This window comes from Microbacterium testaceum StLB037, from assembly GCF_000202635.1.
In the GTDB taxonomy this organism is placed as follows: Bacteria; Actinomycetota; Actinomycetes; order Actinomycetales; family Microbacteriaceae; genus Microbacterium; species Microbacterium testaceum_F.
This window is the reverse complement of sequence record NC_015125.1, coordinates 2,827,766-2,848,629: the sequence shown is the minus strand read 5'-3', so window position 1 is coordinate 2,848,629 and position 20,864 is coordinate 2,827,766. Positions and strand designations below refer to the sequence as shown.

Genomic DNA, 20,864 nt, shown 5'->3' with positions numbered 1-20,864 from the left:
CCCAGAGCCGGCTCGGGATGACCGGCACGCGTGACGCTATGAGCGGGCCGTGAACGCCGTCGGCCTCGACCCGCCACACGCCCTGGCCGACGGGTGAACGCTGCACGCGCGGAGGTGAACGAGGGACGTCGGCGGGCGCGAGGCGGCACCGGGCCCTCGGTTCAGCCCGCGGGCGTCGGGGCCGTCGTGGGCGTGGGCGTCGACGTCGGGCCGACGGTCGCCGTCGGGGTGGGGGCGGGAGGCGTCGGCGTGGCGGTCGGGACGGGTGCCGCGGCGACGAGCACGCGCACGCTGCTGCCCAGGGGCGCGGACGCACCGGCGGCGGGCTCGACCCCGAGAGCGATCCCGATCGGCTGCGACGAGACCGTGGTGACGGTCACGGGGACGAAGCCCGCCGCACTCACTCGCGACAGTGCCGCGGCGGCATCCATGCCCCGCACATCCGGCACGGCGTTGGAACCGGATGCCACGACCAGGCGCACCGCGGACCCCCGGGGCAGCGGAGTCCCCGCGGCGGGGTCGGACTCCAGCACGGTTCCCGCCGGAGAGGCGTCGTCGCGGGTGACGACGTCGCCCGTACGCAGACCGGCCGCGGTGAGGACCGCGTGCGCGTCGCCGAGAGTCGTGAGCGCCGGGACGACGGTGGAGACGACGGTGGCGGAGGGGACGGCGGTCATCGCCGGCTCCGCGGTCGACGCGGAGGGCGAGGGTGCGTCGCTCGGTGCGACGGCCTCGGCGGGCGGGGCCGTGCGGCCGGTGCCCGCGAGGAGGGGGACGGCCGTCGCGGTGGCGACGAGCACCGCGATGATCCCGATGACCAGCCCCCACCCGCCCGCGCGGCGCTCGGGAGCGGCAGACGCGGGCGCCGCCGGCTCCGCGCGCGAGGAAATCGTTTCGACCGGGCGCAGCGCCCGCGTCGCCGTCGTCACCGCGGGAGCGGGCAGGACGGCCTGTGGCAGGGCGGCGATCAGGGCGGAGCGCATCTCTTCGGCATCCGCGTATCGAAGGTCGGGGTCCTTCAGGAGAGCGCGTACGACGACCCGGTCGAGCGCCGGCGGGATGCCACGACGACGGACCGATGGGACGGGCGGGGGCGCGCTCAGGTGGCCCCTCATGACGGAGGTGCGGTCGCCTCCGCCGAACGGCGCCCGACCGGTGAGAGCGAAGTAGAGGAGGCCGCCCACCTGATACAGGTCGCCGGCCGGACCGACCGGACGGCCGGACAGCTGCTCGGGCGATGCGAAATGCGCGTTGCCCACGACCCCGGCGGTCGCGTCGGTGACGGAGCTGCGCAGGACGTCGTCGCCGTGGGTCGTCTCCCCCGCCGCGTCGGCGAGACCGAAGTCGAGGAGCGTGGCCCGGAGCACCCCGTCGACGGGACGGACGAGGACGTTCGCGGGCGAGACGTCGCGGTGGACGAGCCCGGCCCGGTGGACAGCCGCGAGGCCGGACAGGACGTCGGACGCGACCTCGACCGCCGCCGCGGGAGCCAGGCCCTCCCCGGCGGGCACGTACTCGGCGAGGCTCGTCCCCTCCACGAGCTGCTGGGCGATCCAGGCGATGGGGGTTCCGCCGTCCAAGAAGGTCCCGAGGTCGACGATCGTGACGACGCAGGGGTGGGACAGCGTGGCGATGCGCCGCGCCTCGTCGAGGAACGCCGTGCGCACCGCGGGGTTCTCCGACAGGTGCGGATGCAGGAGCTTGACGGCCACCCGGCGGCCGGTCGCGGTGTCGACGGCGGAGAACACCGACGCGGTCCCTCCGGAGCCCAGCAGTCCGCCGAGCCGGAAGCGCCCGGCGATCACGCCCGCCCCGGCCTCGTCACCCACGACGACGCTCGGGCGCGCGGTCGGACGACGGGCAGAGTCTCACGTGGTCCGGTCCAGGACGCGCGAGCGCCGCCCGGAAGCGGTGCCGATGCTCACTCCGTCGACGACGTGCGCCGAGGCGAAGACCTTCGCGGCGGTGCGCCCGGCGGCGGCCGCCTCACCGGCGGACTCGTACCACCGCGCGGTGGTCATGACCGGAACGCCCCCGCTGCGCAGGACCCAGGCGTGCTTCGTCGACCCCGGCCCCCGCACCGCTGTCAGCTGCAACTGGCCCACGCGGGCCTGGTCGTGGCGCGCGGCCTCGACGGCCGCTGACGGTGACGCGAACACCGTCGCGCACCGCGCGAGTTCGCGGTTGTTGGTGGCGAGCAGACGCCAGACCCCGAAGACGCCGAGGGTCACGATCCCCGTTCCGGTCTCGGCTCCCTGCGCCTCGAGCTGGCCTCCCGCGAGCTCGGGGAGGAGCTGCGAGCGCAGCAGCAACCACGCGGCCAGGCGCGGGTCGTAGGTGGAACGGAAGGTGTCGAAGATGACGCGCCCGAGGCGGGCGCGCGCGACGGAGAGTCGATCGCTCACGGAGGGCCCCTGTCTGGCGGACGGTGCGCCGGACGTTTCGGGTCGTCCGGCGGTCGTCCGCAGAACAGAACGTGCCGTCGTCCCGTTTCCGCCGCGCGAGCAGGGGGTGAACGAACGGTTCACCAGCCCGCAACGCTTCGCGACACGCGGCGCTTCACGTGGCACCGGCACGCGCTCGGCGGCGTGGGTCAGAGCGTACGGCGGCCTTCGAAAGCGCGTCCCAGCGTGACCTCGTCCGCGTACTCGAGGTCTCCGCCGACGGGGAGACCGGATGCCAGACGCGTGACGCGGATCTCGAGGGTGTGCAGCAAGCGGCTGAGGTACGTGGCCGTCGCCTCGCCCTCGAGGTTGGGGTTCGTCGCGAGGATGACTTCCTGGACGGTGCCGTCGGCGAGCCGCTGCATGAGCTGCGTGACGCGGAGGTCGTCGGGGCCGATGCCCGCGATGGGGCTGATGGCGCCGCCGAGCACGTGATAGAGGCCGCGGAACTCCCGCGTGCGCTCGATCGCCGCCACGTCCTTCGCGTCTTCGACGACGCAGATGAGGGTGGCGTTGCGGCGCGGGTCGCGGCAGATCGAGCAGCGTTCCTGTTCGGTGACGTTGCCGCAGATCTCGCAGAACTTCACCTTGTCGCGGATCTCGCCGAGCAGGGTCGACAGCCGCGAGACGTCGAAGCTCGGGGACTGCAGGATGTGGAACGCGATGCGCTGCGCCGACTTCGGACCGATTCCCGGGAGACGGCCGAACTCATCGATCAGGTCTTGGACGATGCCGTCGTACATCAGGTGAACCTCGTCGGGGGCTCGTAGGGCTCGTCACGGAGGTACGTCGCGCCCAGCATCTGGCGGACGACCGCCTCGCCGTAGCGCTGAACGCCGCCGCGCAGCGGGGGCATGCGGGGAACGATGACGGGCGGAACGGGCGCGTCCGGTGCTTCGTCGGCGGGCGGGATGACGTCGTCATCGTCGACCTCTTCGGGGGCCGGAACGGAGCGCGAGACCTCCGCCGGTGGCAGGACGGCCCCTTCGCGCGCGACCGGCGCGGCCGCAGCCGCGGGGCGCGCCTCCTCGGGTTCGTCGTCGACCGCCAACGCCGTGGCCGGGGCAGTCGCTCCCGGTGCGGCCCCGGGGATCGGCGCGACGGCCCACTCCGTGACGCTCGCCGAGTACGGAGCAGATGCACGCGGGGCGGACGCTCCCCCGCGGGGCGGGGCGGCGGGCGATCCGGATCCGTTGCCCCGTGGACCGCCGGGCCCGGACGCCCCGGGACCGCCGGGGCCGTCACCGTCCAGGCGAGCGAGGTACTTCACCCGCACGCCGAGGACGGCGAGGATCGCTTGACGCAGGTCTTCACTCGGACCGCCGTCCGCGGAGCGGGTCTTGAAGGCGGTGAGGTCGCTCGCCGTGCGGAAGAGCAGGGTGAGGACGTCGTCGTCGAAGGCGGCGACCGTGGACGTCGACACGATCAGCCACGACGAGCGGCTGGCCACCTCGAGCTGACCGAGGATCTCGGGCCACGCGTCGCGCACGTGCCCGAGCTCGATCGGACCGACGGGGGTCGCCGGGGGTGTCGGGGCGACCGGCTCGAGGGGCGAGGGGTCTTCGGCCGCGGCATCCGTCGACGCCTCTGCCGGGGCCGGCTCGACGGACGGAGCGGGCGCCGGCGGAGTGTCCTCGCGGGGCTTCTCGCCCTTCGGCGCAGGACCGTCGGGGGTGGGAGCCGTGTCAAAGGGGTGCGCGTCCGCGTCTCCGTGCGAGTCACGCGGGGTAGAACTCGTGGCCGCTTGCGGCTCGGGCGCGCGAGGCTCCGGCGCGCGGTCGTCCGGACCGGGTTCGTCGTCCGGCGGCGGGGCGTCGTCATCGGTGAAGGGCGGCGGGGCGTCGTCGTCCGCGGGTGCGGGCGAGTCCGAACGCGGCTGCGCGCCCGTGGGCTGAGCGCCCGTCGGCTGAGCGCCCGTCGGCGGGGCAGGCCGCTCCGCGGCGGGGGCAGCGCGCCCCTCCCCCGTGGTCGGCGCAGCGACGGCCGGGGACGCCACGGCGGGCGAGGCGGGCGCGGCGGTCGGCGCCGCCACCGGCGAAGCGACATTCGGCGAAGCGACACGGGGCGAGGCAACCGTCGGCGACGCGACCGTCGGCGACGCGGGAGGCGCGACCGGGCTCGCGGACGCCTGACGACCCGGCGCAGCAACACCCGGCGCGGCGACAGCAGGCGAGGCAGTACCCGGCGCGGCGACAGCAGGCGAGGCGACAGCCGGCGCGGCCGTCGCACCGGCCGACCCCGCCCCCGGCGACGCGATGCGGGGGGCCGAGGGAGCCGCGACCCGCGCGGCGTTCCCGCCGGCCGGTGCGATGTCGGCAGCGGGCGACGCGGGCCGCCCCGTGGCGGGCGCGGCAGCCGGAGCGGCCGTGCGGGCGGCATCGAGGTCGTGGATCGTGGCGGGCGAAGACCCCTGCGACACGCTCGCGTGGGTGAGGACGCGGGCCACGAGCAGCTCGAGCTGCAGCCGGGGCGAGGTGGCGCCCGTCATCTCGTCGAGGGCGGCGACCACCAGGTCGGCCGTTCGCGACAGACGGGCGACCCCGAACGCCGTCGCCTGTCGCGCCATGCGTTCGAGTTCGTCGTCGGGGACGCCGCGCAGCACGGCGGACGCGCCAGCCCCCGTAGCCGCCACGACGATGAGGTCGCGGAGGCGCTCGAGGAGGTCGTCGACGAACCGACGAGGGTCCTGGCCCGTCTGCACGACGCGGTCGACGGCGGCGAAGGCGCCGCCCCCGTCGTTCGCGGCGAAGGCGTCGACGACCTCGTCGAGGAGCTCGGAGTGGGTGTACCCCAGGAGCGCGACGGCGCGCTCGTAGCGCACGAGCACGTGACCGGCCTGCTCGGTGTCGGAGCCGGTCGACGGGTCGCTCCCGGCGATGAGCTGGTCGAGCAGCGACAGGGTGTCACGCGGTGACCCGCCGCCGGCGCGCACGACCAGCGGGAGCACGCCGGCTTCGACGCTGACGTTCTCGCTCTCGCACAGCTCTTGGACGTACTCGAGCATGGCGGCGGGTGGCACGAGCCGGAACGGGTAGTGGTGCGTACGCGAACGGATCGTGCCCAGAACCTTCTCGGGCTCGGTCGTCGCGAAGATGAATTTCACGTGCGCCGGAGGCTCTTCGACCAGCTTCAGCAGCGCGTTGAAGCCCTGCTGCGTGACCATATGCGCCTCGTCGAGGATGAAGATCTTGAAGCGGTCACGCGCCGGAGCGAAGATCGCGCGCTCGCGCAGATCGCGGGCATCGTCGACGCCGTTGTGGCTCGCCGCGTCGATCTCGACGACGTCGAGCGATCCGCTGCCGCCTCGCCCCAGCTCGACGCAGCTGTCGCACGTGCCGCAGGGGGTGTCGGTCGGACCGGCGGCGCAGTTGAGGCAGCGCGCGAGGATGCGGGCCGACGTCGTCTTTCCGCACCCGCGCGGACCCGAGAAAAGGTAGGCATGACCGACCCGGTCGCTGCGCAGGGCGGTCATCAGGGGCTCGGTCACCTGGGACTGCCCGATCATCTCGCCGAACGCCTGCGGGCGGTAGCGGCGGTACAGGGCTGTCGTCACCCGTCCAGCCTACGGCGTACCTCCGACATCGCGTCCGCGCGGTCCTCCCCCGGGCCCCGCCTCCGCCGATCCCGCGCGGATACCCGCCACCAGAACAGGGGATGCCACCACAACAGGCCCATTCCGCCACGTGCGCCCTGCCCCCGTCGCATCCCCTGTTCTCGTCGCCCCGCCCCACGCGAACGCCCTGCCCCGCGGCATCCCCTGTTCTCGTCGCCCCGCCCCACGCGAACGCCCTGCCCCGCGGCATCCCCTGTTCTCGGTGCGCCGCGCACGCCGCCGCGACACCGCCGACGCCGGAAACACCGAACGCGGCGACCCCCGCGAGGGAGGCGCCGCGTTCGGGCGAAGCGTCAGACGTCCAAGCCGACCGCGAGAGGCTCGCTCTCGTCGTCGCCGACGATGGGGATGGCCGCCGTGACGATCGGGACGGAGGCCAGCAGGAGCGTGCCGTCCTCGCGCACCGATCCTTCGAGCTGCCGGATCGAGGGGCGTCCGGGACGAACGGGACCCTGGCCGTGCAACGCGACGCGCACGGTCTCGCCGGGGGCGACGGTGTAATCGACGTCGCGGACGGCGAAGTCGACGGGCTCGCCGTCTCCGCTCGCGCGGAGCGTGAGCGCGGTGGCGGTCAGCGTGACGTCGAGACGCGTGCCGTGCCAGTGCAGCACGTACGACAGCTCGGGCCAGTCGGCAGGCAGGCGCGGGTCGAACGTCAGACGACCGAAGTGATCCCGCATGCCGCCGAAGCCGCTGACGAGCGCCGTCCAGACACCGCCGGCCGACGCCACGTGCACGCCGTCGGACGCGTTGTGGTGCAGGTCGCCGAGGTCGACGAACGCGGCCTGGCGGAAGTACTCCAGCGCGAGGTCCTGATACCCCACCTCCGCGGCGAGGATCGACTGCACGACCGCCGAGAGGGTGGAATCGCCGGTGGTCAGCGGGTCGTAGTACTCGAAGTCGGCGAGCTTCTCGGCATCCGTGAAGTGATTGCCCTGCAGGAACAGCGCGAGCACCACGTCGGCCTGCTTCAGCACCTGGTACCGGTAGATCACCAGGGGGTGGAAGTGCAGCAGCAGCGGGCGCTGGTCGGGCGGGGTGTTCTCGAGGTCCCAGATCTCGCGCTCCAGGAACACCGCATCCTGCGGATGGATGCCGAGCGCCGGGCTGAACGGGATGTGCATCGCCTCGGCCGCCCGGTCCCACCGCTCGGGCTCGGAGGGGTCGAGGTTCATGCGGTCGGCCATGTGCGCGTACGCGTCGGGGTTGTTCTCGGCGAGTTCGCGGACCGTCCGGGCGGCGAAGCGCAGGTTGAAGCGCGCCATGACGTTCGTGAAGAGGTTGTCGTTGACGACGGTCGTGTACTCGTCGGGGCCGGTCACGCCGTGGATGTGGAACGAGTCGTGCTCCTCACCCCCGTCGCTCGAACGCCAGAACCCGAGAGTCGACCACAGACGCGCCGTGTCCACCGCGATGTCGACGCCCTCGCGGGCGAGGAACTCCTCATCTCCCGTGGCGCGCACGTACTTCGCGAGCGCGAAGGAGACGTCGGCGTTGATGTGGTACTGCGCGGTGCCGGCGGCGTAATAGGCCGAGGCTTCTTCGCCGTTGATCGTGCGCCAGGGGAACAGCGCGCCGGCCTCGTTGAGCTGGTGCGCGCGCTTCCGCGCGGCGGGGAGCATGAGGTAGCGCATGCGCAGCGCGTTGCGCGCCCAGAGCGGCGAGGTGTATGCCAGGAACGGCAGGACGTAGACCTCGGTGTCCCAGAAGTAGTGGCCGCTGTACCCGGAGCCGGTCACGCCCTTGGCGGGAACGCCCTGACCGTCGGCGCGGGCCGCGGCCTGCGCGAGCTGGAACAGGCACCAACGCGTGGCCTGCTGCAGATCGCCGTGGCCGCCGATGCGGACGTCGGAGCGGTCCCAGAACGCCGCGTACCAGGCGATCTGCTGCTCGACGAGGCCGTCGACGCCCGTCTCGCGCGCGCGGTCGAGCGTGCGACGGCACCGGTCCAGGAGCTCACCCGTGGGCACGCCCCGGGAGGTGTGGTAGCTCACGAGCTTGGTGATGGTCGTCGGGACACCGGCGCGCGCGTCGACGCGGAAGACGTTCTTGGCGATGTCGGGCTCGATGAGCTGGCGCGAGGTCCACTCGTTCGCGGTGTCGACGAGGTGATCGGCGACGACGGCGAGCGTCATGCCCGACTCGGTCACCTCGTAGCTCAGCGCGGAGCGGTCGCCGTCCTGCCAGTATTCGCGCGGCTGGAGCACGCGGTCGCTGAGCTTCTCGGTCTTGCGGGGGTCGAAACCGGATTGCTTGGATGCCATCGGCGAGCCGCCGTAGATCCCCTCGCCGTCCTGGCGGTTGAGGAGCTGGCTGCTCACCGAGACGGGGGCGTCGGAGTCGAGCACCGTGACGGTGAGCCGGAGGACGGCGAGGTGCTTCTCGTCGAACGACACGAACCGCTCGTCCTCGATCCGCACGTGCTTGCCGGCGGGCGTGACCCACAGCAGGCTCCTGCGCAGGATGCCCTGGCGCATGTCGAGGACGCGCTCGTACTCGCGCACGTCGGCGACGTCGAGCGAGAGCGGCTCGTCGTCGACGTAGACGCGCATGACCTTGGCATCCGGTGCGTTGATGATCGTCTGGCCGACCTCCGCGAAGCCGTAGGCCTGCTCGGCGTGCCGGATCGGGAACGTCTCGTGGAAGCCGTTGATGAACGTGCCCTGCTCGAGCGCGAAGCGCCCCTCGATCGGGTTGCCGCGCAGGCCGAGGTAGCCGTTGCCGACCGAGAAGAGCGTTTCGGTGACGCCCACGTCGTCGACCGAGAACTCGGTCTCGACGAGACGCCATTCGTCGATGGGGAAGCGATCGCGATCGATCATCGGGCAGGCCTTCCGGTGGCGGAGTACGGGTCTGCCGCGCGGGCGGTGTCGGGTGTGTCCGCGCGGAGGGGAGCTCGGGGTGCCGCGTCAGCGGCGGGGTGTCGCGGGAGAGGCGACGGCTCAGTCTACGAACGCGGCGAGGTCGTCGACGACCACGGTGGCGCCGGCGGCGGCCAGGTCGTCGGCGCCGACTCCGCGGTCCACGCCCACCACGATCGCGTATCCGGCTGCGGCGGCGGAGCGCACGCCGCTCAGCGCGTCTTCGACGGCGACCGAACGGGCGGGATCGACGCCGAGCATGCGGGCCGCCTCCGCGAACACGTCGGGCGCGGGCTTGGAGGCCAGGTGGTCGCGCTCGGCGACGACGCCGTCCATGACGACGGGGAAGCGCTCGCGGAGGCCGGCCGCCTCGAGCACCTCGACGGCGTTCTTCGAGCTCGACACCACGGCGATCGGGGTCCCGGCGGCCTGCAACACGTCGAGGAGGGCCACCGAACCGGGGTACGGTGCGATCCCCTCGGCGCGCAGGATGCGCGAGAACACGGCGTTCTTACGGTTGCCGACGCCACAGACCGTGTCTTCGGACGGATCGTCGGACGGATCGCCCCACGGCACCTCGACATCGCGGCTGCGCAGCAGGCTCGCCACCCCGTCGTAACGCTTCTTCCCGTCGACGTACTCGAAGTAGTCGCGGTCGGTGTACGGGGGCTCGATGTTCCACGCCGCGAAGAGCTCGTCGAACATCTCTTTCCAGGCCCGCATGTGGACCTCGGCCGTCGGCGTCAGCACGCCGTCGAGGTCGAACAGCACGCCCTCGGAGGACGTCAGGTCGGGAAGGGCGGGGGTGTCGGTCACGGCATGCTCCCGGTCGGCGGAATGGTCGGAGAGACGTGATCAGCGTAGTAGCGAGGGGTGGTTCACGCGGTGACCGACAGGGTCTGACGGGCGATCTCGAGTTCTTCGTTCGTGGGGACGACGAGCACCTCGACGCGCGAGGAGTCGGTCGAGATGCGACGGATGCCACGCGCCCGCGTCGCATTGCGTTCGGGGTCGATCTCGACGCCGGCGAACCCGAGAGTGGCCATGGCCTCTTCGCGCACGCGGATCGAGTTCTCCCCCACCCCGGCGGTGAAGGAGATCACGTCGACGCCGTCGAGCTGGGCGAGGTAGGCCCCCGCGTACGCGCGGAGACGGTGGACGTAGACGTCGAAGGCGAGCTGCGCGGCCGGGTCTCCGGCATCCCGTCGCTCGCCGATGTCGCGCATGTCGCTGACGCCGGCGAGGCCCAAGAGCCCGGAGCGCTTGTTGAGCAGGGTGTCGAGATCGGCGATCGACATGTCGGCGCGACGCGCGAGCTGGAACAGCACCGCCGGGTCGAGGTCGCCCGAGCGCGTGCCCATCACGAGCCCCTCGAGCGGGGTCAGTCCCATCGACGTGTCGACCGAGCGGCCGCCCTCGATGGCGGCGACGGAGGCCCCGTTCCCGAGGTGGAACACGATCTGCTTCAGCTCGCCGATCGGTCGGCCGACGAAGGCCGCGGCGGCCTCGCTGACGAACTTGTGACTCGTGCCGTGGAAGCCGTACCGGCGGATGCGATGCGCCTCGGCGACCTCTCGGTCGATCGCGTAGGTGTACGCCTCGGGGGCGAGCGACTGGTGGAACGCCGTGTCGAAGACGGCCACGTGCGGCACGTCGGGGAAGGCCTTCTTGGCCGCGACGATGCCGGCGAGGTTCGCCGGGTTGTGCAGGGGCGCGAGGACCGACAGCTCGTCGATGTTGATCTCGACGAGGGGCGTCACCACGGTGGGCTCGAAGAACCGCGCTCCGCCGTGGACGACGCGGTGTCCGACCGCGACCGGCGGATGCTCGTCGAGGGACGGGCCATGCGCGGCGAAGGCGTCGAGCATGACTGCGAAGCCCGCGGTGTGGTCGGGGATCTCGCGCTCGATCTCGTAGGTGGCATCCGTCACCGTCGGCGCGGGACCATCGGTGGCGGCGAGGGCGGCTGCGGCGACGGTGTGCTTCGCGACCCCGGCGGCGTCGCCGATGCGCTCGACCAACCCCGAGGCGAGGACCTCTTCGCGGTCCATGTCGAGCAGCTGGTACTTGAACGACGACGAACCGCTGTTGACGACGAGCACGACGCTCACTTGGTGCTCCCCTGGGCCTGGATCGCGGTGATCGCGATGGTGTTGACGATGTCGTCGACGAGCGCGCCGCGCGACAGGTCGTTGATGGGCTTGTTCAGACCCTGCAGCACCGGGCCGATCGCCACGGCACCCGCCGAGCGCTGCACGGCCTTGTAGGTGTTGTTGCCGGTGTTGAGGTCGGGGAAGACGAAGACGGTCGCGCGTCCGGCCACCTCGGAGCCGGGCATCTTGGCCTTCGCGACGGCCGCGTCGGCGGCGGCGTCGTACTGGATCGGACCTTCGACGAGCAGCTCGGGTGCGCGCTCGCGCACGAGGGCGGTCGCGGCACGCACCTTCTCGACGTCGGCGCCGGTGCCCGACTCCCCCGTCGAGTACGACAGCATCGCGACGCGCGGCTCGATGCCGAACTGGTCGGCGGTCGCCGCCGACGACACGGCGATGTCGGCCAGCTGCTCGCTCGTGGGGTCGGGGATGACCGCGCAGTCGCCGTAGACGAGGACGCGATCGGCGAGGGCCATGAGGAACACGCTCGAGACGACCGAGACGCCGGGGGCGGTCTTGATGATCTCGAACGCGGGACGGATCGTGTGGGCCGTGGTGTGGGCGGCACCCGAGACCATGCCGTCGGCGAGGCCCAGGTGCACCATCAGGGTGCCGAAGTACGACACGTCGGTGACCGTGTCGGCGGCCTGCGCGTAGGTGACGCCCTTGTGCGCACGGAGCCGGGCGTACTCGGTGGCGAACTTGTCGACGTGCACCGCGTCGAAGGGGCTGAGCACCTCGGCGTCGCGGATGTCGATGCCGAGCTCGATCGCCCGCCCGCGCACCTCGATCGGCTCACCGAGGATCGTCAGGTCGGCGATGCCGCGCGAGAGCACCGTGGCCGCCGCCCGGAGCACGCGGTCGTCGGTGCCCTCGGGCAGGACGATGCGGCGCTTGTCGGTGCGGGCCCGGTCGACGAGGCCGTACTCGAACATCAGCGGGGTGACGACGCTGGGGCGCGCGACGCCGAGCTCGCGGGTCAGGAGGGCGGTGTCGACGTGACGCTCGAACATCGCCAGCGCGGTGTCGTAGCGACGCTGGGAGTCGGCGGCGAGGCGTCCGCGCGTGTTCATGATGCGCACGGCCGTGTCGTAGGTGCCGAGGTCGGTCGCGATGATCGGCAGCGGCGATCCGAGTCCGTCGATGAGACGGACGATCGGGTCGGGCAGTTCGAACCCGCCGTTGAGCACGATGCCCGCGAGCGAGGGGAAGGTGCCCGAGGCGTTGGCGAGGAGGGTGGCGAGGAGGACCTCGCTGCGGTCGGCGGGGATCACGATGACCGCCGACTCCTTCAACCGCGGGAGGACGTTGACCATCGACATGCCGGCCACGACCACGCCGAGCACCTCGCGGGTGAGCAGCTCGGGGTCGCCCTTGATGAGCTCGCCCTCGACCGAGCGCAGGACCCCGCGCATGGAGGGGGCGATGAGGAAGCGGTCTTCGGGCAGAGCCCACACCGGCACGGGCCGGCGCTCGTCGGACGAGGTGACGGGCGCCGTGTCGATGACATGACGGACGGATGCCACGATGCCGTCGAGCTCGTCGGGATCGGCGCGGTTCACGATGACCGCGAACACCTCGGCGCGCTCGTGCAGCAGCTCGGCGACGGCGAGGGAGGCGATCTGCCCCACCTCGTGCGGGGTGCGGGCGACCGAGAGACCGAGCGTCTCGCCCTGGCCCTGCTGGGCACGACCGCCGAGGACGAGGAGGACGGGCGCGCCGAGGTTCGCCGCGATCCGGGCGTTGTACGCCAGCTCGGCGGGGCTGCCGACGTCGGTGTAGTCGCTGCCGATGACGACCACGGCGTCGCACTGCGCCTCGACGGCCTTGTAGCGCTCGACGATGCGACCGAGGGCCGCGTCGGCGTCGTCGCGGACGTCGTCGTAGGTCACGCCGACGCAGTCGTCGTAGGCGAGGTCGACGCCGTCGTGGTCGAGCAGCATCTCGAGCACGTAGTCGCGCTCGGCGGTGGAGCGGGCGATGGGGCGGAACACCCCCACGCGCGGGGTCACACGGCTCAGGGCGTCGAGGACTCCCAGAGCCACGGTGGACTTGCCCGAGTGCCCCTCGGCGGACGTGATGTAGATGCTCTGCGTCACGTGTTCCAGCCTATTGCGGGCCCCCGACATCGCCCCGGGGTTGCTTCGGCGTCGAGGCATACCGCACGTGCGCGCCCGCCGCCTCAAGATCGGCGGCGAGAGCGGCTTCGGGATCGAGGTCGGCGACGATCCCCGTCACCTCGTCGAGGGCCAGGATGCCGAAGCGCGAGGCCGCACCCAGCTTCTCCTCGCTCGCGAGCACGAACGTCTCGGCCGCCCGTTCGGCGAGGACGCGCTTCATCGCCGCCTCATCGGCATCCCCCGTCGTCAGCCCCGCCGAGGGGTGCACGCCGGTGACGCCGAGGAAGAAGACGTCGGCGCTGATTCTCTGCGCGGCCTCGACCGCGGCGGACCCGCACGCGACGGCGGAGTGCTTGAACACGCGACCCCCGATCACGATGACCTCGGCCTCGTGGTGCAGGAGGGCTGCGGCGATCGTCGGCGAGTGCGTGATCACGGTGCCGGCGAACGAGCGGGGCAGCGCTTCCACGAGCGCGAGCGTGGTCGTCCCCCCGTCGAGGAGCACCGTGGCCCCCGGTTCGATCAACTCGAGCGCGGCCGCCGCGACGCGGGCCTTGCTCGATCGCGCCACCCTCCCCCGCGCGTCGTAGTCGGCGACCGCCGGTGAGGCCGGGAGGGCTCCGCCGTAGACGCGGACGGCGAGGCCGGCGGCATCCAGTTCTCGAAGATCGCGACGGATGCTGTCTTCGGAGAGGCCGAGTTCGAGGGCGACGTCTTTCACGACGAGACGACCGTCGCGGCGGAGCCGTTCGAGCAGGGCGTCTTTGCGGGCGGCGGCGAGCATCACACTTCACATTCTTGCACGTTTCTGCACTATCGTTCCGAATCATGAACGACGCACGCCCCGGCACCACCGTCCCCGATCACCGCGGTCGCACCGGACTGCACCTCACCGGCCTGGACCTCGACCGCAACCCCCGGGTGATCGTGGAGGACGTCGACCTGCTCGCCGCGGGGTGGCACGTGCTGCGGGCCACGACCTTCCGCTATCGGAACGACGACGGCGAATGGGTGACGCAGACCCGCGAGACGTACGACCGCGGCAACGGCGCGACCATCCTGCTCTACGACCCCGCGCGGCGGACCGTGCTGCTGACCCGGCAGTTCCGCTACCCCGTGTACGTCAACGACCACCCCGACGGCATGCTCATCGAGACCGCCGCGGGGCTCCTCGATGACGACGACCCGCTCACCGCGATCCGCCGCGAGGCCGAGGAGGAGACCGGCGTGCGCGTCGACGACGTGCAGCATGTCTTCGACGTGTACATGAGCCCCGGCTCAGTCACCGAACGTCTGCACTTCTTCGCCGCGGCGTACGACGGCTCGACGCGCGTGGGCGACCGGGGCGGCCTCGAGGAGGAGGGCGAGGAGATCGAGATCCTCGAGTACGGCATCGATGAGGCGCTGCAGCTCATCCGCAACGGTGAGATTCAGGATGCCAAGACGATCATGCTGCTGCAGTGGGCCGTGCTCGACGGACCGTTCGCCCGGCGCTGAGCCAACGGCATCCCCGTTTTCGGGCAAAGAAAAGACTCTCCGCGCACCCGGTAGAGCCTGGTTACCCTTGCTACGTTTCCGTCCTGGGGGAGTTGGCCTGGATGCCGCCACGCGGAGAGCCGTGTACAGCTTACCCGATGCGCGTCACACCATCAGCGGGGCGAGGGCGTCGGCCGCCGGACGCAGCGCCGAGAGCACGTCGCCCGGGTCGTCGACGCGATGCCGTGGCCCCGAGAACGCCACGGCTCCCGCGGCGAGACCGCTCGCATCGCGGATCGGAACAGCGAGGCATCCCGAGGCGGCGGCCAGCTCCCCGCTCTGGCGTGTCGCGCCCCACCGCGCGAGATCGTCCCGGGCGCGGTCGAGCTCCGGGGTCCCCTCGCCGCCGTGGGACAACAGCATGAGCCGACCGAGCGCGTAGCGGGCGGGTTCGCGAGCGAGACGCGCCTCATCCGACAGGGGGAAGTCGGGATCGGCATCCACGACCGCCACCCGCCCGTCGACGAAGAGCGCCACGTGCACTCCCCCGCGCACGGTCGAACGCGCGTCGGCCAGCACCGCTCGGGCGGCCGACGACAGGCGCGCCGGTGGGGCGACGACCGCGGCGAGCTGCGCGACCTTGGCACCGAGAGCGAAGCCCGCCAGATCGGGGGTGCGGACGAGGTACTCGTCCTCGACGAGGAGGTTCACGAGACGGTAGGTCGTCGCGCGCGGCAGACCGAGCTCCGTGGAGAGTCGCTGGGCGCTCACCCCGGCACCGAGCTGGGCGACGGCCTCGAGAACGGCCAGCGCGGAGTGCACGGCGCCCGGCTGTCGCGCGGCGAGCGCCGGCTGCTCACGCATCGTCGGGATGCCGCGGCGACACCACTCCCCCGAGCACCTGCGCCGCGACGGGCTCGTCGTAGACCCCGAGCGCCCCCGGGCCGTGGCGTCGACGCAGGACGGCGATGACGGCGCCGGACACGACCATGAGAGCCGCGACGATCGCGACGACCATCCCGCCGGCGGAGACGTCGTCGACGAAGAACGACACGAGCGCGGCGGCGAGCGCGAGCGCCGAGACGCCCGCGACCAGCGTGGCCCCGACCGTCGATTCGCCGATGCGGCGGAGGAACGCGGGCGCGGCGACGCAGACGAGGATGTAGGCCACGATGTAGCCGGCGGCTCCCACCCCGATAGTGACGTGCATCGCATCGCGCGTGTCGATGCCCGCGGCCGCCACCGCGACCGGCACCGCGGTGATGAGCGGCAGCGCCCACGCGACCGCCGTCGCGGGGGTGCCGAAGCGCGAATGGGTCCGACCGACCGCCGCGGGAAGGACGCCGTCGCGGCTCAGCGCGAAGAGCACCCGCACGAGCGCGGTGGTCGTGCCGATCGCGCACGCGAGGAACGACGCCGCGATCCCGATGTCGGCCACGACACCCCACCCACCGAGGCCGTACGCCTCAGCGAGCTCGTTGACCGGCGAGGCGCTGGTGGCGAGGTCGGCGCCCAGCGCATCGAAACCCGCGACCTGAGTCACCGCGGCCAGGACGTAGAGAAGTCCCGACAACACCACCGTGCCCGTGATCGCGCGAGGGACATTGCGCAGCGGCGACACCGACTCGACGCTCAACGTCGCCGCGGACTCGAACCCGACGAACGCCGTCAGCGCGATCACGGCGGCGGCCGCGAACGCCGTCGGGTCGAGGTGGGCCCCACCCATCCCGGCGACAGCGGTCAGGTCGACGGGTCCGATCCGCACCAGGAGGGCGATGAGGAGGACCACGATCAGGGCCACCGACAGCGCTTCGACGACGAGCGCCGCTCGAGCGGAGATCCGGATGCCGCGGACGAGCACGAACGCGACGAGAAGCCCCTGGCCGACGACGAAGAGCGCGGTGACGAGCGCTCGATCGATCGACGGCCACAGCCCCGCCACCAGATAGGTGGCGTAGTACGCGCCGCCGAGGAGCGAGAACATGGCCACCGCGCCGTACCCCGTGAGGATCGCCGCTCCCGCCGCGAGACCGGCGCGCGTGCCGAGGCCGCGAGCGGTGTAGGTGTACAGGGCACCCGTGGCGGCGAAGCGCCGGGCGAACTGCGAGATCGTCCGGGCGACGCCGAGGCTCAGGATCGCCGCGGCCACGATCGCGGCGACCGTCGCGCCCGGGGCGAAGCCCGCCACCAGCAGCACGACCGTCGTCGCCGCCGCGGCGGGGGCGACCGCCGCGACCGATTGGGCCGCGAGATCGACGACGCCGATGCGGCGTCGTTCGAGGCCGTGCAGGGGCGAGCGGTCGCCGAAGCCGGCGACGGGATCGAGGCGCGCGATGGCGCGGGCGAGTGCAGTCACGTGGTCTCCGTCGGGTGGTGCCGACCGTACGCGCCGGGCATTGCACCCGGACGACCCGCGTGTTTCGTGCTCGTGACCCCGAGTGAGACATCCCCGCCGTGCGCGTCTCACTCGGGGTGGTCACACCTTCACGACGACAACACGACCCGGCAACGGCGCCGGGGGAACCTCGACTCACGAACTGCGCTCACCCACCCGAATCCCGTCCCACCCGAACACGTAAGGAACCGACATGACCCAGCTCGAGTCGAAGGGGGTGGCGACGTCGGCGAAGCGGACGTTGCAGGGCTCCCTCGGTGTCACGGCGATCATCTTCATGGTGGTCGCCGCCGCGTCGCCGCTCACCGTCGTCGGCGGTGCCGGTCCCCTCGGCATCCTGATCGGCAACGGGGTGGGATACCCCGCCCTCTACGCCGTCAGCGCCGTCATCCTGCTCCTGTTCGCCGTGGGGCTCGCGGCCATGACCCGGCACGTCCCCCGCCCCGGTGCCTTCTTCACCTACATCGGGTACGGGCTGGGACGCCCCTCCGGGCTCGCCGCCGCGTGGACCGCGATCCTCACCTACACGACCATCCAGGTCGCGGTGTACGGCTACGTCGGGTACCTGCTCGAGATCACGATCGTGTCGGTCGGCGGACCCGACCTCCCGTGGTGGCTGTACGCTCTCGCGACCGTCGCGCTCGTCGGGGTGCTGGGCTACCGCCACATCGATCTGTCCAGCAAGGTGCTCGGCATCCTCCTCATCGCGGAGGTCGCGATCGTCCTCGTCCTCGTCGGCGCGGTGGTGCTCGACGGCGGTCCCGAGGGACTGAGTCTCGCCCCCTTCGAGCCCGCGAACATCGCGAGCGGCTCGCCCGGCGTGGGGCTGATGTTCGCCATCGCCGCGTTCATCGGCTTCGAAGCCACCGCGATCTTCCGCGACGAGGCGCGCGACCCCGACCGGACGATCCCGCGCGCCACCTACGGCGCCGTCATCGGCATCGGCGTCTTCTACACGCTGTCGACCTGGGGACTCGTGATGGCCTGGGGCCCGAACGGCGTCCTCGCCGCCGCCGCCGAGAACCCCGCGACGCTCATGCTCCGCACCGTGGCGATCTACCTCGGCACGGTCGGCGAGGTCATCGTCAACGTCCTCCTGCTGACGTCGATGTTCGCGTGCGTCCTGTCGTTCCACAACGTCCTGACGCGCTACCAGCACGCGATGTCGAGCGCCGGGGTCCTTCCCGAGTCGGTCTCGGGCGTGCACGCTCGTCACCTCTCGCCGCACGTGTCGTCGATCGTGCAGACCGCGACCGCGGGCGTCCTCCTCGCGGCGTTCGCCCTGCTCGGACTCGACCCCCTGCTGCAGGTGTTCACCTGGCTCTCCGGTGTCGCGACCGTCGCCATCGTCGTCCTGATGGCCGTCACCTCGATCGCGGTGATCGTCTACTTCACGCGCAATCGCCAGGACCGGCGCCCGTGGAACACGATCATCGCTCCGGCACTGGGCTTCGTGGGACTCGCGATCTCGGCCGTCGTGATCGTCGCGTACTTCCCCGTCATGGTCGGCGATGTCGACGCCGACGGCGCACCCACCTTCGGCGCCGTCACCTGGGCCCTGCTCGCCCTCGTGGTCGTCGTCCCCGCGTTCGGATACGTCCAGGCCGCCTGGATCCGCCGCCGCCGACCCGCCGCCTACGCCAAGCTCACCGACGCCATCGCGGGATGACCGGATGCCGCGGCCCCGGCGCCGCGGCATCCGTCCTGCTCCTTTCCGCCCTTCCCGTTCCCCTCGAGAGAGACACCATGACCCTCACCGACCCGACCTCCACCGCCTTCGTCGCCCCCGCGGTGCCGGCCCACCCCCTGGCATCCCTGATCCCGGAAGAGATCACCGCCGTGCACGCGATCGTCGCCGGCCTCGACGGCATCGACGAGGCCACGCGCTTCGCGTATGTCGGCCTCGAAGAGGCGCCCAAGGGCGAGGTTCTCGCGTGGGAGCGCGGAGAGTCGGCCTTCCCCGAGCGCCGCGCCCGCGTGCAGCTGCTGAACCTGCGCACGGCGCACTCCCTCGACCTCGTCGTCTCGCTCGCGAGCGGAGAGGTGCTGCGCTCCACCGAGCTCGACGGCTCCGACGGGCAGCTGCCGATCCTCGACGCGGAGTTCGAGGAGGTCGGCGTGATCGCGAACGAGAGCACCGAGTGGGTCGCCGCGCTCGCCGCGCGCGGCCTCACGACCGCCGACGTCGTGCTCGTGCCGCTCTCGGCCGGCCATTACGGCTACGAGAACGAGGTGGGACGCCGCGTGCTGCGCACCTTCGCGTTCCGGCAGGACCACCCCGCCGATCATCCGTGGGCGCACCCCGTCGACGGGCTCACCGCCTACATCGACGTCGCCGACCGCCGCATCATCGAGATCGTCGACACCCCCGGCTTCACCGTGCCCGAGACGCACGGCAACTTCGACGATCCCGAGCTCCAGGGGCCGCCGCTCGAGGGGCTGAAGCCCATCGTCATCACGCAGCCCGAGGGGTCGAGCTTCACCGTCGACGGCGAGCACGTCACGTGGGGCGAGTGGGACCTGCGCATCGGCTTCGACACCCGCGAGGGACTCATCCTTCGCCAGCTGTCCTTCGCCGGCCGCCCGGTGATGTACCGCGGCTCGATCAGCGAGATGGTCGTGCCCTACGCCGACCCCGCGCCCAACCGCTTCTGGCAGAACTACTTCGACACCGGCGAGTACCTTTTCGGCCGGTACACGAACGAACTCGAGCTCGGCTGCGACTGCGTCGGCGACATCACCTACGTCGACGCCGTGCTGTCGGATGAGAACGGGATGCCGCGCACCGTCCGCAACGCCGTGTGCATGCACGAGGAGGACTTCGGCACCCTCTGGAAGCACACCGACATCTTCACGGGTTCGAGCGAGGTGCGCCGCTCGCGGCGTCTGGTCATCTCGTTCTTCACCACCGTCGGCAACTACGACTACGGCTTCTACTGGTACCTGTACCTCGACGGCACCATCGAGTGCGAGGCCAAGCTCACCGGCATCCTGTTCACCTCCGGATACCCGGGAGAGGGCTACCCGTACGCCTCGGAGGTGGCACCGGGCCTGGGCGCGCCGTATCACCAGCACCTCTTCTCGGCGCGGCTCGACATGACCGTCGACGGGGTCGCGAACGTCGTGAACGAGATCGACGCGGTCCGCGTGCCGATCTCGCCCGAGAACCCCGCCGGCAACGCGTTCACGAAGAAGGTCACGCCGATCACCAGCGAGAAGGTGTCGGGGCGGGTCGCCGACGGCGCCGTGAACCGCGTGTGGCAGATCGCGTCGACCGAGAAGACGACGGAGCGGGGACAGGCGACCTCGTACGTGCTGTTCCCCACCGAGACCCCGGTGCTGCTGGCCGACGACGCGTCGTCGATCGCCGCCCGCGCGGCGTTCGCCACGAAGAACCTCTTCGTCACGAAGTACGACCCCGACGAGCGGTACGCCGCGGGAGACTTCGTCAACCAGCACCCTGGCGGCGCCGGCATCCCCGCGTTCATCGCCGGTGACGAGCCCCTCGTCGGCGAAGACCTCGTGCTCTGGCACACGTTCGGCCTCACGCACTTCCCGCGCAACGAGGACTGGCCGGTCATGCCGATGGACTACGCGAAGTTCACGCTCAAGCCGTACAACTTCTTCGAGCGGAACCCCGTACTGAACGTGCCGGCCCCGGCGGACACGCACTGCGCGCCCGGTGCCCACGCCGACGGACACGGGCACGGACCACACGCGGATGAGGCGACCGGCGCGCACGGTCATGACCACAGCGCGCACGGTCACGACGGGCACGGCGACGCGCACCACTGTTGAATCG

The 20,864-nt window shown here is 71.8% G+C and carries 14 protein-coding genes and 1 other RNA gene; 3 read left to right on the top strand and 12 right to left on the bottom strand.

Annotated elements, in window-relative coordinates; all coding sequences use genetic code 11:
- Positions 1-161 precede the first annotated feature (161 nt).
- From MTES_RS12960 to MTES_RS12920, 9 genes are all read right to left on the bottom strand, one after another.
- Positions 162-1,829 carry a protein kinase domain-containing protein gene (locus tag MTES_RS12960; RefSeq protein WP_013585720.1) on the bottom strand — a complete coding sequence of 556 codons (1,668 nt, stop codon included), beginning with the start codon at positions 1,827-1,829 and terminating at the stop codon, positions 162-164.
- A gap of 39 nt (positions 1,830-1,868) precedes the next feature.
- Entirely contained in the window at positions 1,869-2,405 is a 537-nt protein-coding gene (locus MTES_RS12955; RefSeq protein ID WP_013585719.1) for a hypothetical protein, read from the bottom strand.
- 188 nt (positions 2,406-2,593) lie between these two features.
- The gene (gene recR / locus MTES_RS12950; RefSeq protein WP_013585718.1) at positions 2,594-3,187 is read right to left on the bottom strand and encodes a recombination mediator RecR; all 594 of its coding nucleotides are present in this window, start codon (positions 3,185-3,187) and stop codon (positions 2,594-2,596) included.
- Complete coding sequence (locus MTES_RS12945) at positions 3,187-5,997, bottom strand: DNA polymerase III subunit gamma and tau (RefSeq protein ID WP_013585717.1); 2,811 nt, start codon at positions 5,995-5,997, stop codon at positions 3,187-3,189. Before MTES_RS12945 ends, recR begins: the two co-directional genes overlap by 1 nt.
- 353 nt (positions 5,998-6,350) lie before the next feature.
- A complete protein-coding gene (locus tag MTES_RS12940) occupies positions 6,351-8,879 on the bottom strand; it encodes a glycoside hydrolase family 65 protein (protein ID WP_013585716.1) in 2,529 nt (842 codons plus the stop codon).
- A 120-nt stretch (positions 8,880-8,999) separates the two neighbouring features.
- On the bottom strand, positions 9,000-9,734 hold the full coding sequence (locus tag MTES_RS12935; protein ID WP_013585715.1) for an HAD family hydrolase: 735 nt from the start codon (positions 9,732-9,734) through the stop codon (positions 9,000-9,002).
- Between the two features lie 62 nt (positions 9,735-9,796).
- Positions 9,797-11,029: an acetate/propionate family kinase gene (locus tag MTES_RS12930; protein ID WP_013585714.1), complete on the bottom strand. Its 1,233-nt coding sequence runs from the start codon at positions 11,027-11,029 to the stop codon at positions 9,797-9,799.
- Positions 11,026-13,170, bottom strand: coding sequence for a phosphate acetyltransferase (gene pta / locus MTES_RS12925; RefSeq protein WP_013585713.1), 2,145 nt, complete (start codon positions 13,168-13,170; stop codon positions 11,026-11,028). Before pta ends, MTES_RS12930 begins: the two co-directional genes overlap by 4 nt.
- Positions 13,171-13,180: 10 nt before the next feature.
- Positions 13,181-13,975, bottom strand: a complete 795-nt coding sequence (locus tag MTES_RS12920; RefSeq protein ID WP_013585712.1) for a DeoR/GlpR family DNA-binding transcription regulator — start codon at positions 13,973-13,975, stop codon at positions 13,181-13,183.
- A gap of 44 nt (positions 13,976-14,019) precedes the next feature.
- Between MTES_RS12920 and MTES_RS12915 the strand changes: the two genes are divergently transcribed.
- Positions 14,020-14,688 (top strand): NUDIX domain-containing protein, encoded by a 669-nt coding sequence (locus MTES_RS12915; RefSeq protein ID WP_013585711.1) that lies wholly within the window; start codon positions 14,020-14,022, stop codon positions 14,686-14,688.
- Between the two features lie 27 nt (positions 14,689-14,715).
- Here MTES_RS12915 and ffs read toward each other — a convergent pair.
- The 3 genes from ffs to MTES_RS12905 form a co-directional block, all read right to left on the bottom strand.
- Positions 14,716-14,812: signal recognition particle sRNA small type (gene ffs, locus MTES_RS18945), an RNA gene on the bottom strand.
- 20 nt (positions 14,813-14,832) lie between these two features.
- Positions 14,833-15,531, bottom strand: a complete 699-nt coding sequence (locus tag MTES_RS12910) for a helix-turn-helix domain-containing protein (RefSeq protein WP_043361427.1) — start codon at positions 15,529-15,531, stop codon at positions 14,833-14,835.
- Positions 15,524-17,023 carry an APC family permease gene (locus MTES_RS12905; protein WP_013585709.1) on the bottom strand — a complete coding sequence of 500 codons (1,500 nt, stop codon included), beginning with the start codon at positions 17,021-17,023 and terminating at the stop codon, positions 15,524-15,526. Before MTES_RS12905 ends, MTES_RS12910 begins: the two co-directional genes overlap by 8 nt.
- Before the next feature lie 232 nt (positions 17,024-17,255).
- On the opposite strand from MTES_RS12905, the gene MTES_RS12900 reads away from it, so the two are divergent.
- Together MTES_RS12900 and MTES_RS12895 are read left to right on the top strand one after the other, a co-directional pair.
- Positions 17,256-18,731 (top strand): APC family permease, encoded by a 1,476-nt coding sequence (locus MTES_RS12900; RefSeq protein ID WP_013585708.1) that lies wholly within the window; start codon positions 17,256-17,258, stop codon positions 18,729-18,731.
- A 77-nt stretch (positions 18,732-18,808) separates the two neighbouring features.
- Positions 18,809-20,860: a primary-amine oxidase gene (locus MTES_RS12895; RefSeq protein WP_043361425.1), complete on the top strand. Its 2,052-nt coding sequence runs from the start codon at positions 18,809-18,811 to the stop codon at positions 20,858-20,860.
- The last annotated feature ends 4 nt before the right edge of the window (positions 20,861-20,864 follow it).

What these genes read in the sequence shown, in the direction of transcription:
- MTES_RS12940 (WP_013585716.1), bottom strand. Translation starts at nt 8,879, where the DNA reads ATGATCGATCGCGATCGCTTCCCCATCGACGAATGGCGTCTCGTCGAG.
- MTES_RS12920 (WP_013585712.1), bottom strand. Translation starts at nt 13,975, where the DNA reads ATGCTCGCCGCCGCCCGCAAAGACGCCCTGCTCGAACGGCTCCGCCGC.
- MTES_RS12915 (WP_013585711.1), top strand. Translation starts at nt 14,020, where the DNA reads ATGAACGACGCACGCCCCGGCACCACCGTCCCCGATCACCGCGGTCGC.
- MTES_RS12900 (WP_013585708.1), top strand. Translation starts at nt 17,256, where the DNA reads ATGACCCAGCTCGAGTCGAAGGGGGTGGCGACGTCGGCGAAGCGGACG.
- MTES_RS12895 (WP_043361425.1), top strand. Translation starts at nt 18,809, where the DNA reads ATGACCCTCACCGACCCGACCTCCACCGCCTTCGTCGCCCCCGCGGTG.
- MTES_RS12910 (WP_043361427.1), bottom strand. Translation starts at nt 15,531, where the DNA reads ATGCGTGAGCAGCCGGCGCTCGCCGCGCGACAGCCGGGCGCCGTGCAC.
- recR (WP_013585718.1), bottom strand. Translation starts at nt 3,187, where the DNA reads ATGTACGACGGCATCGTCCAAGACCTGATCGATGAGTTCGGCCGTCTC.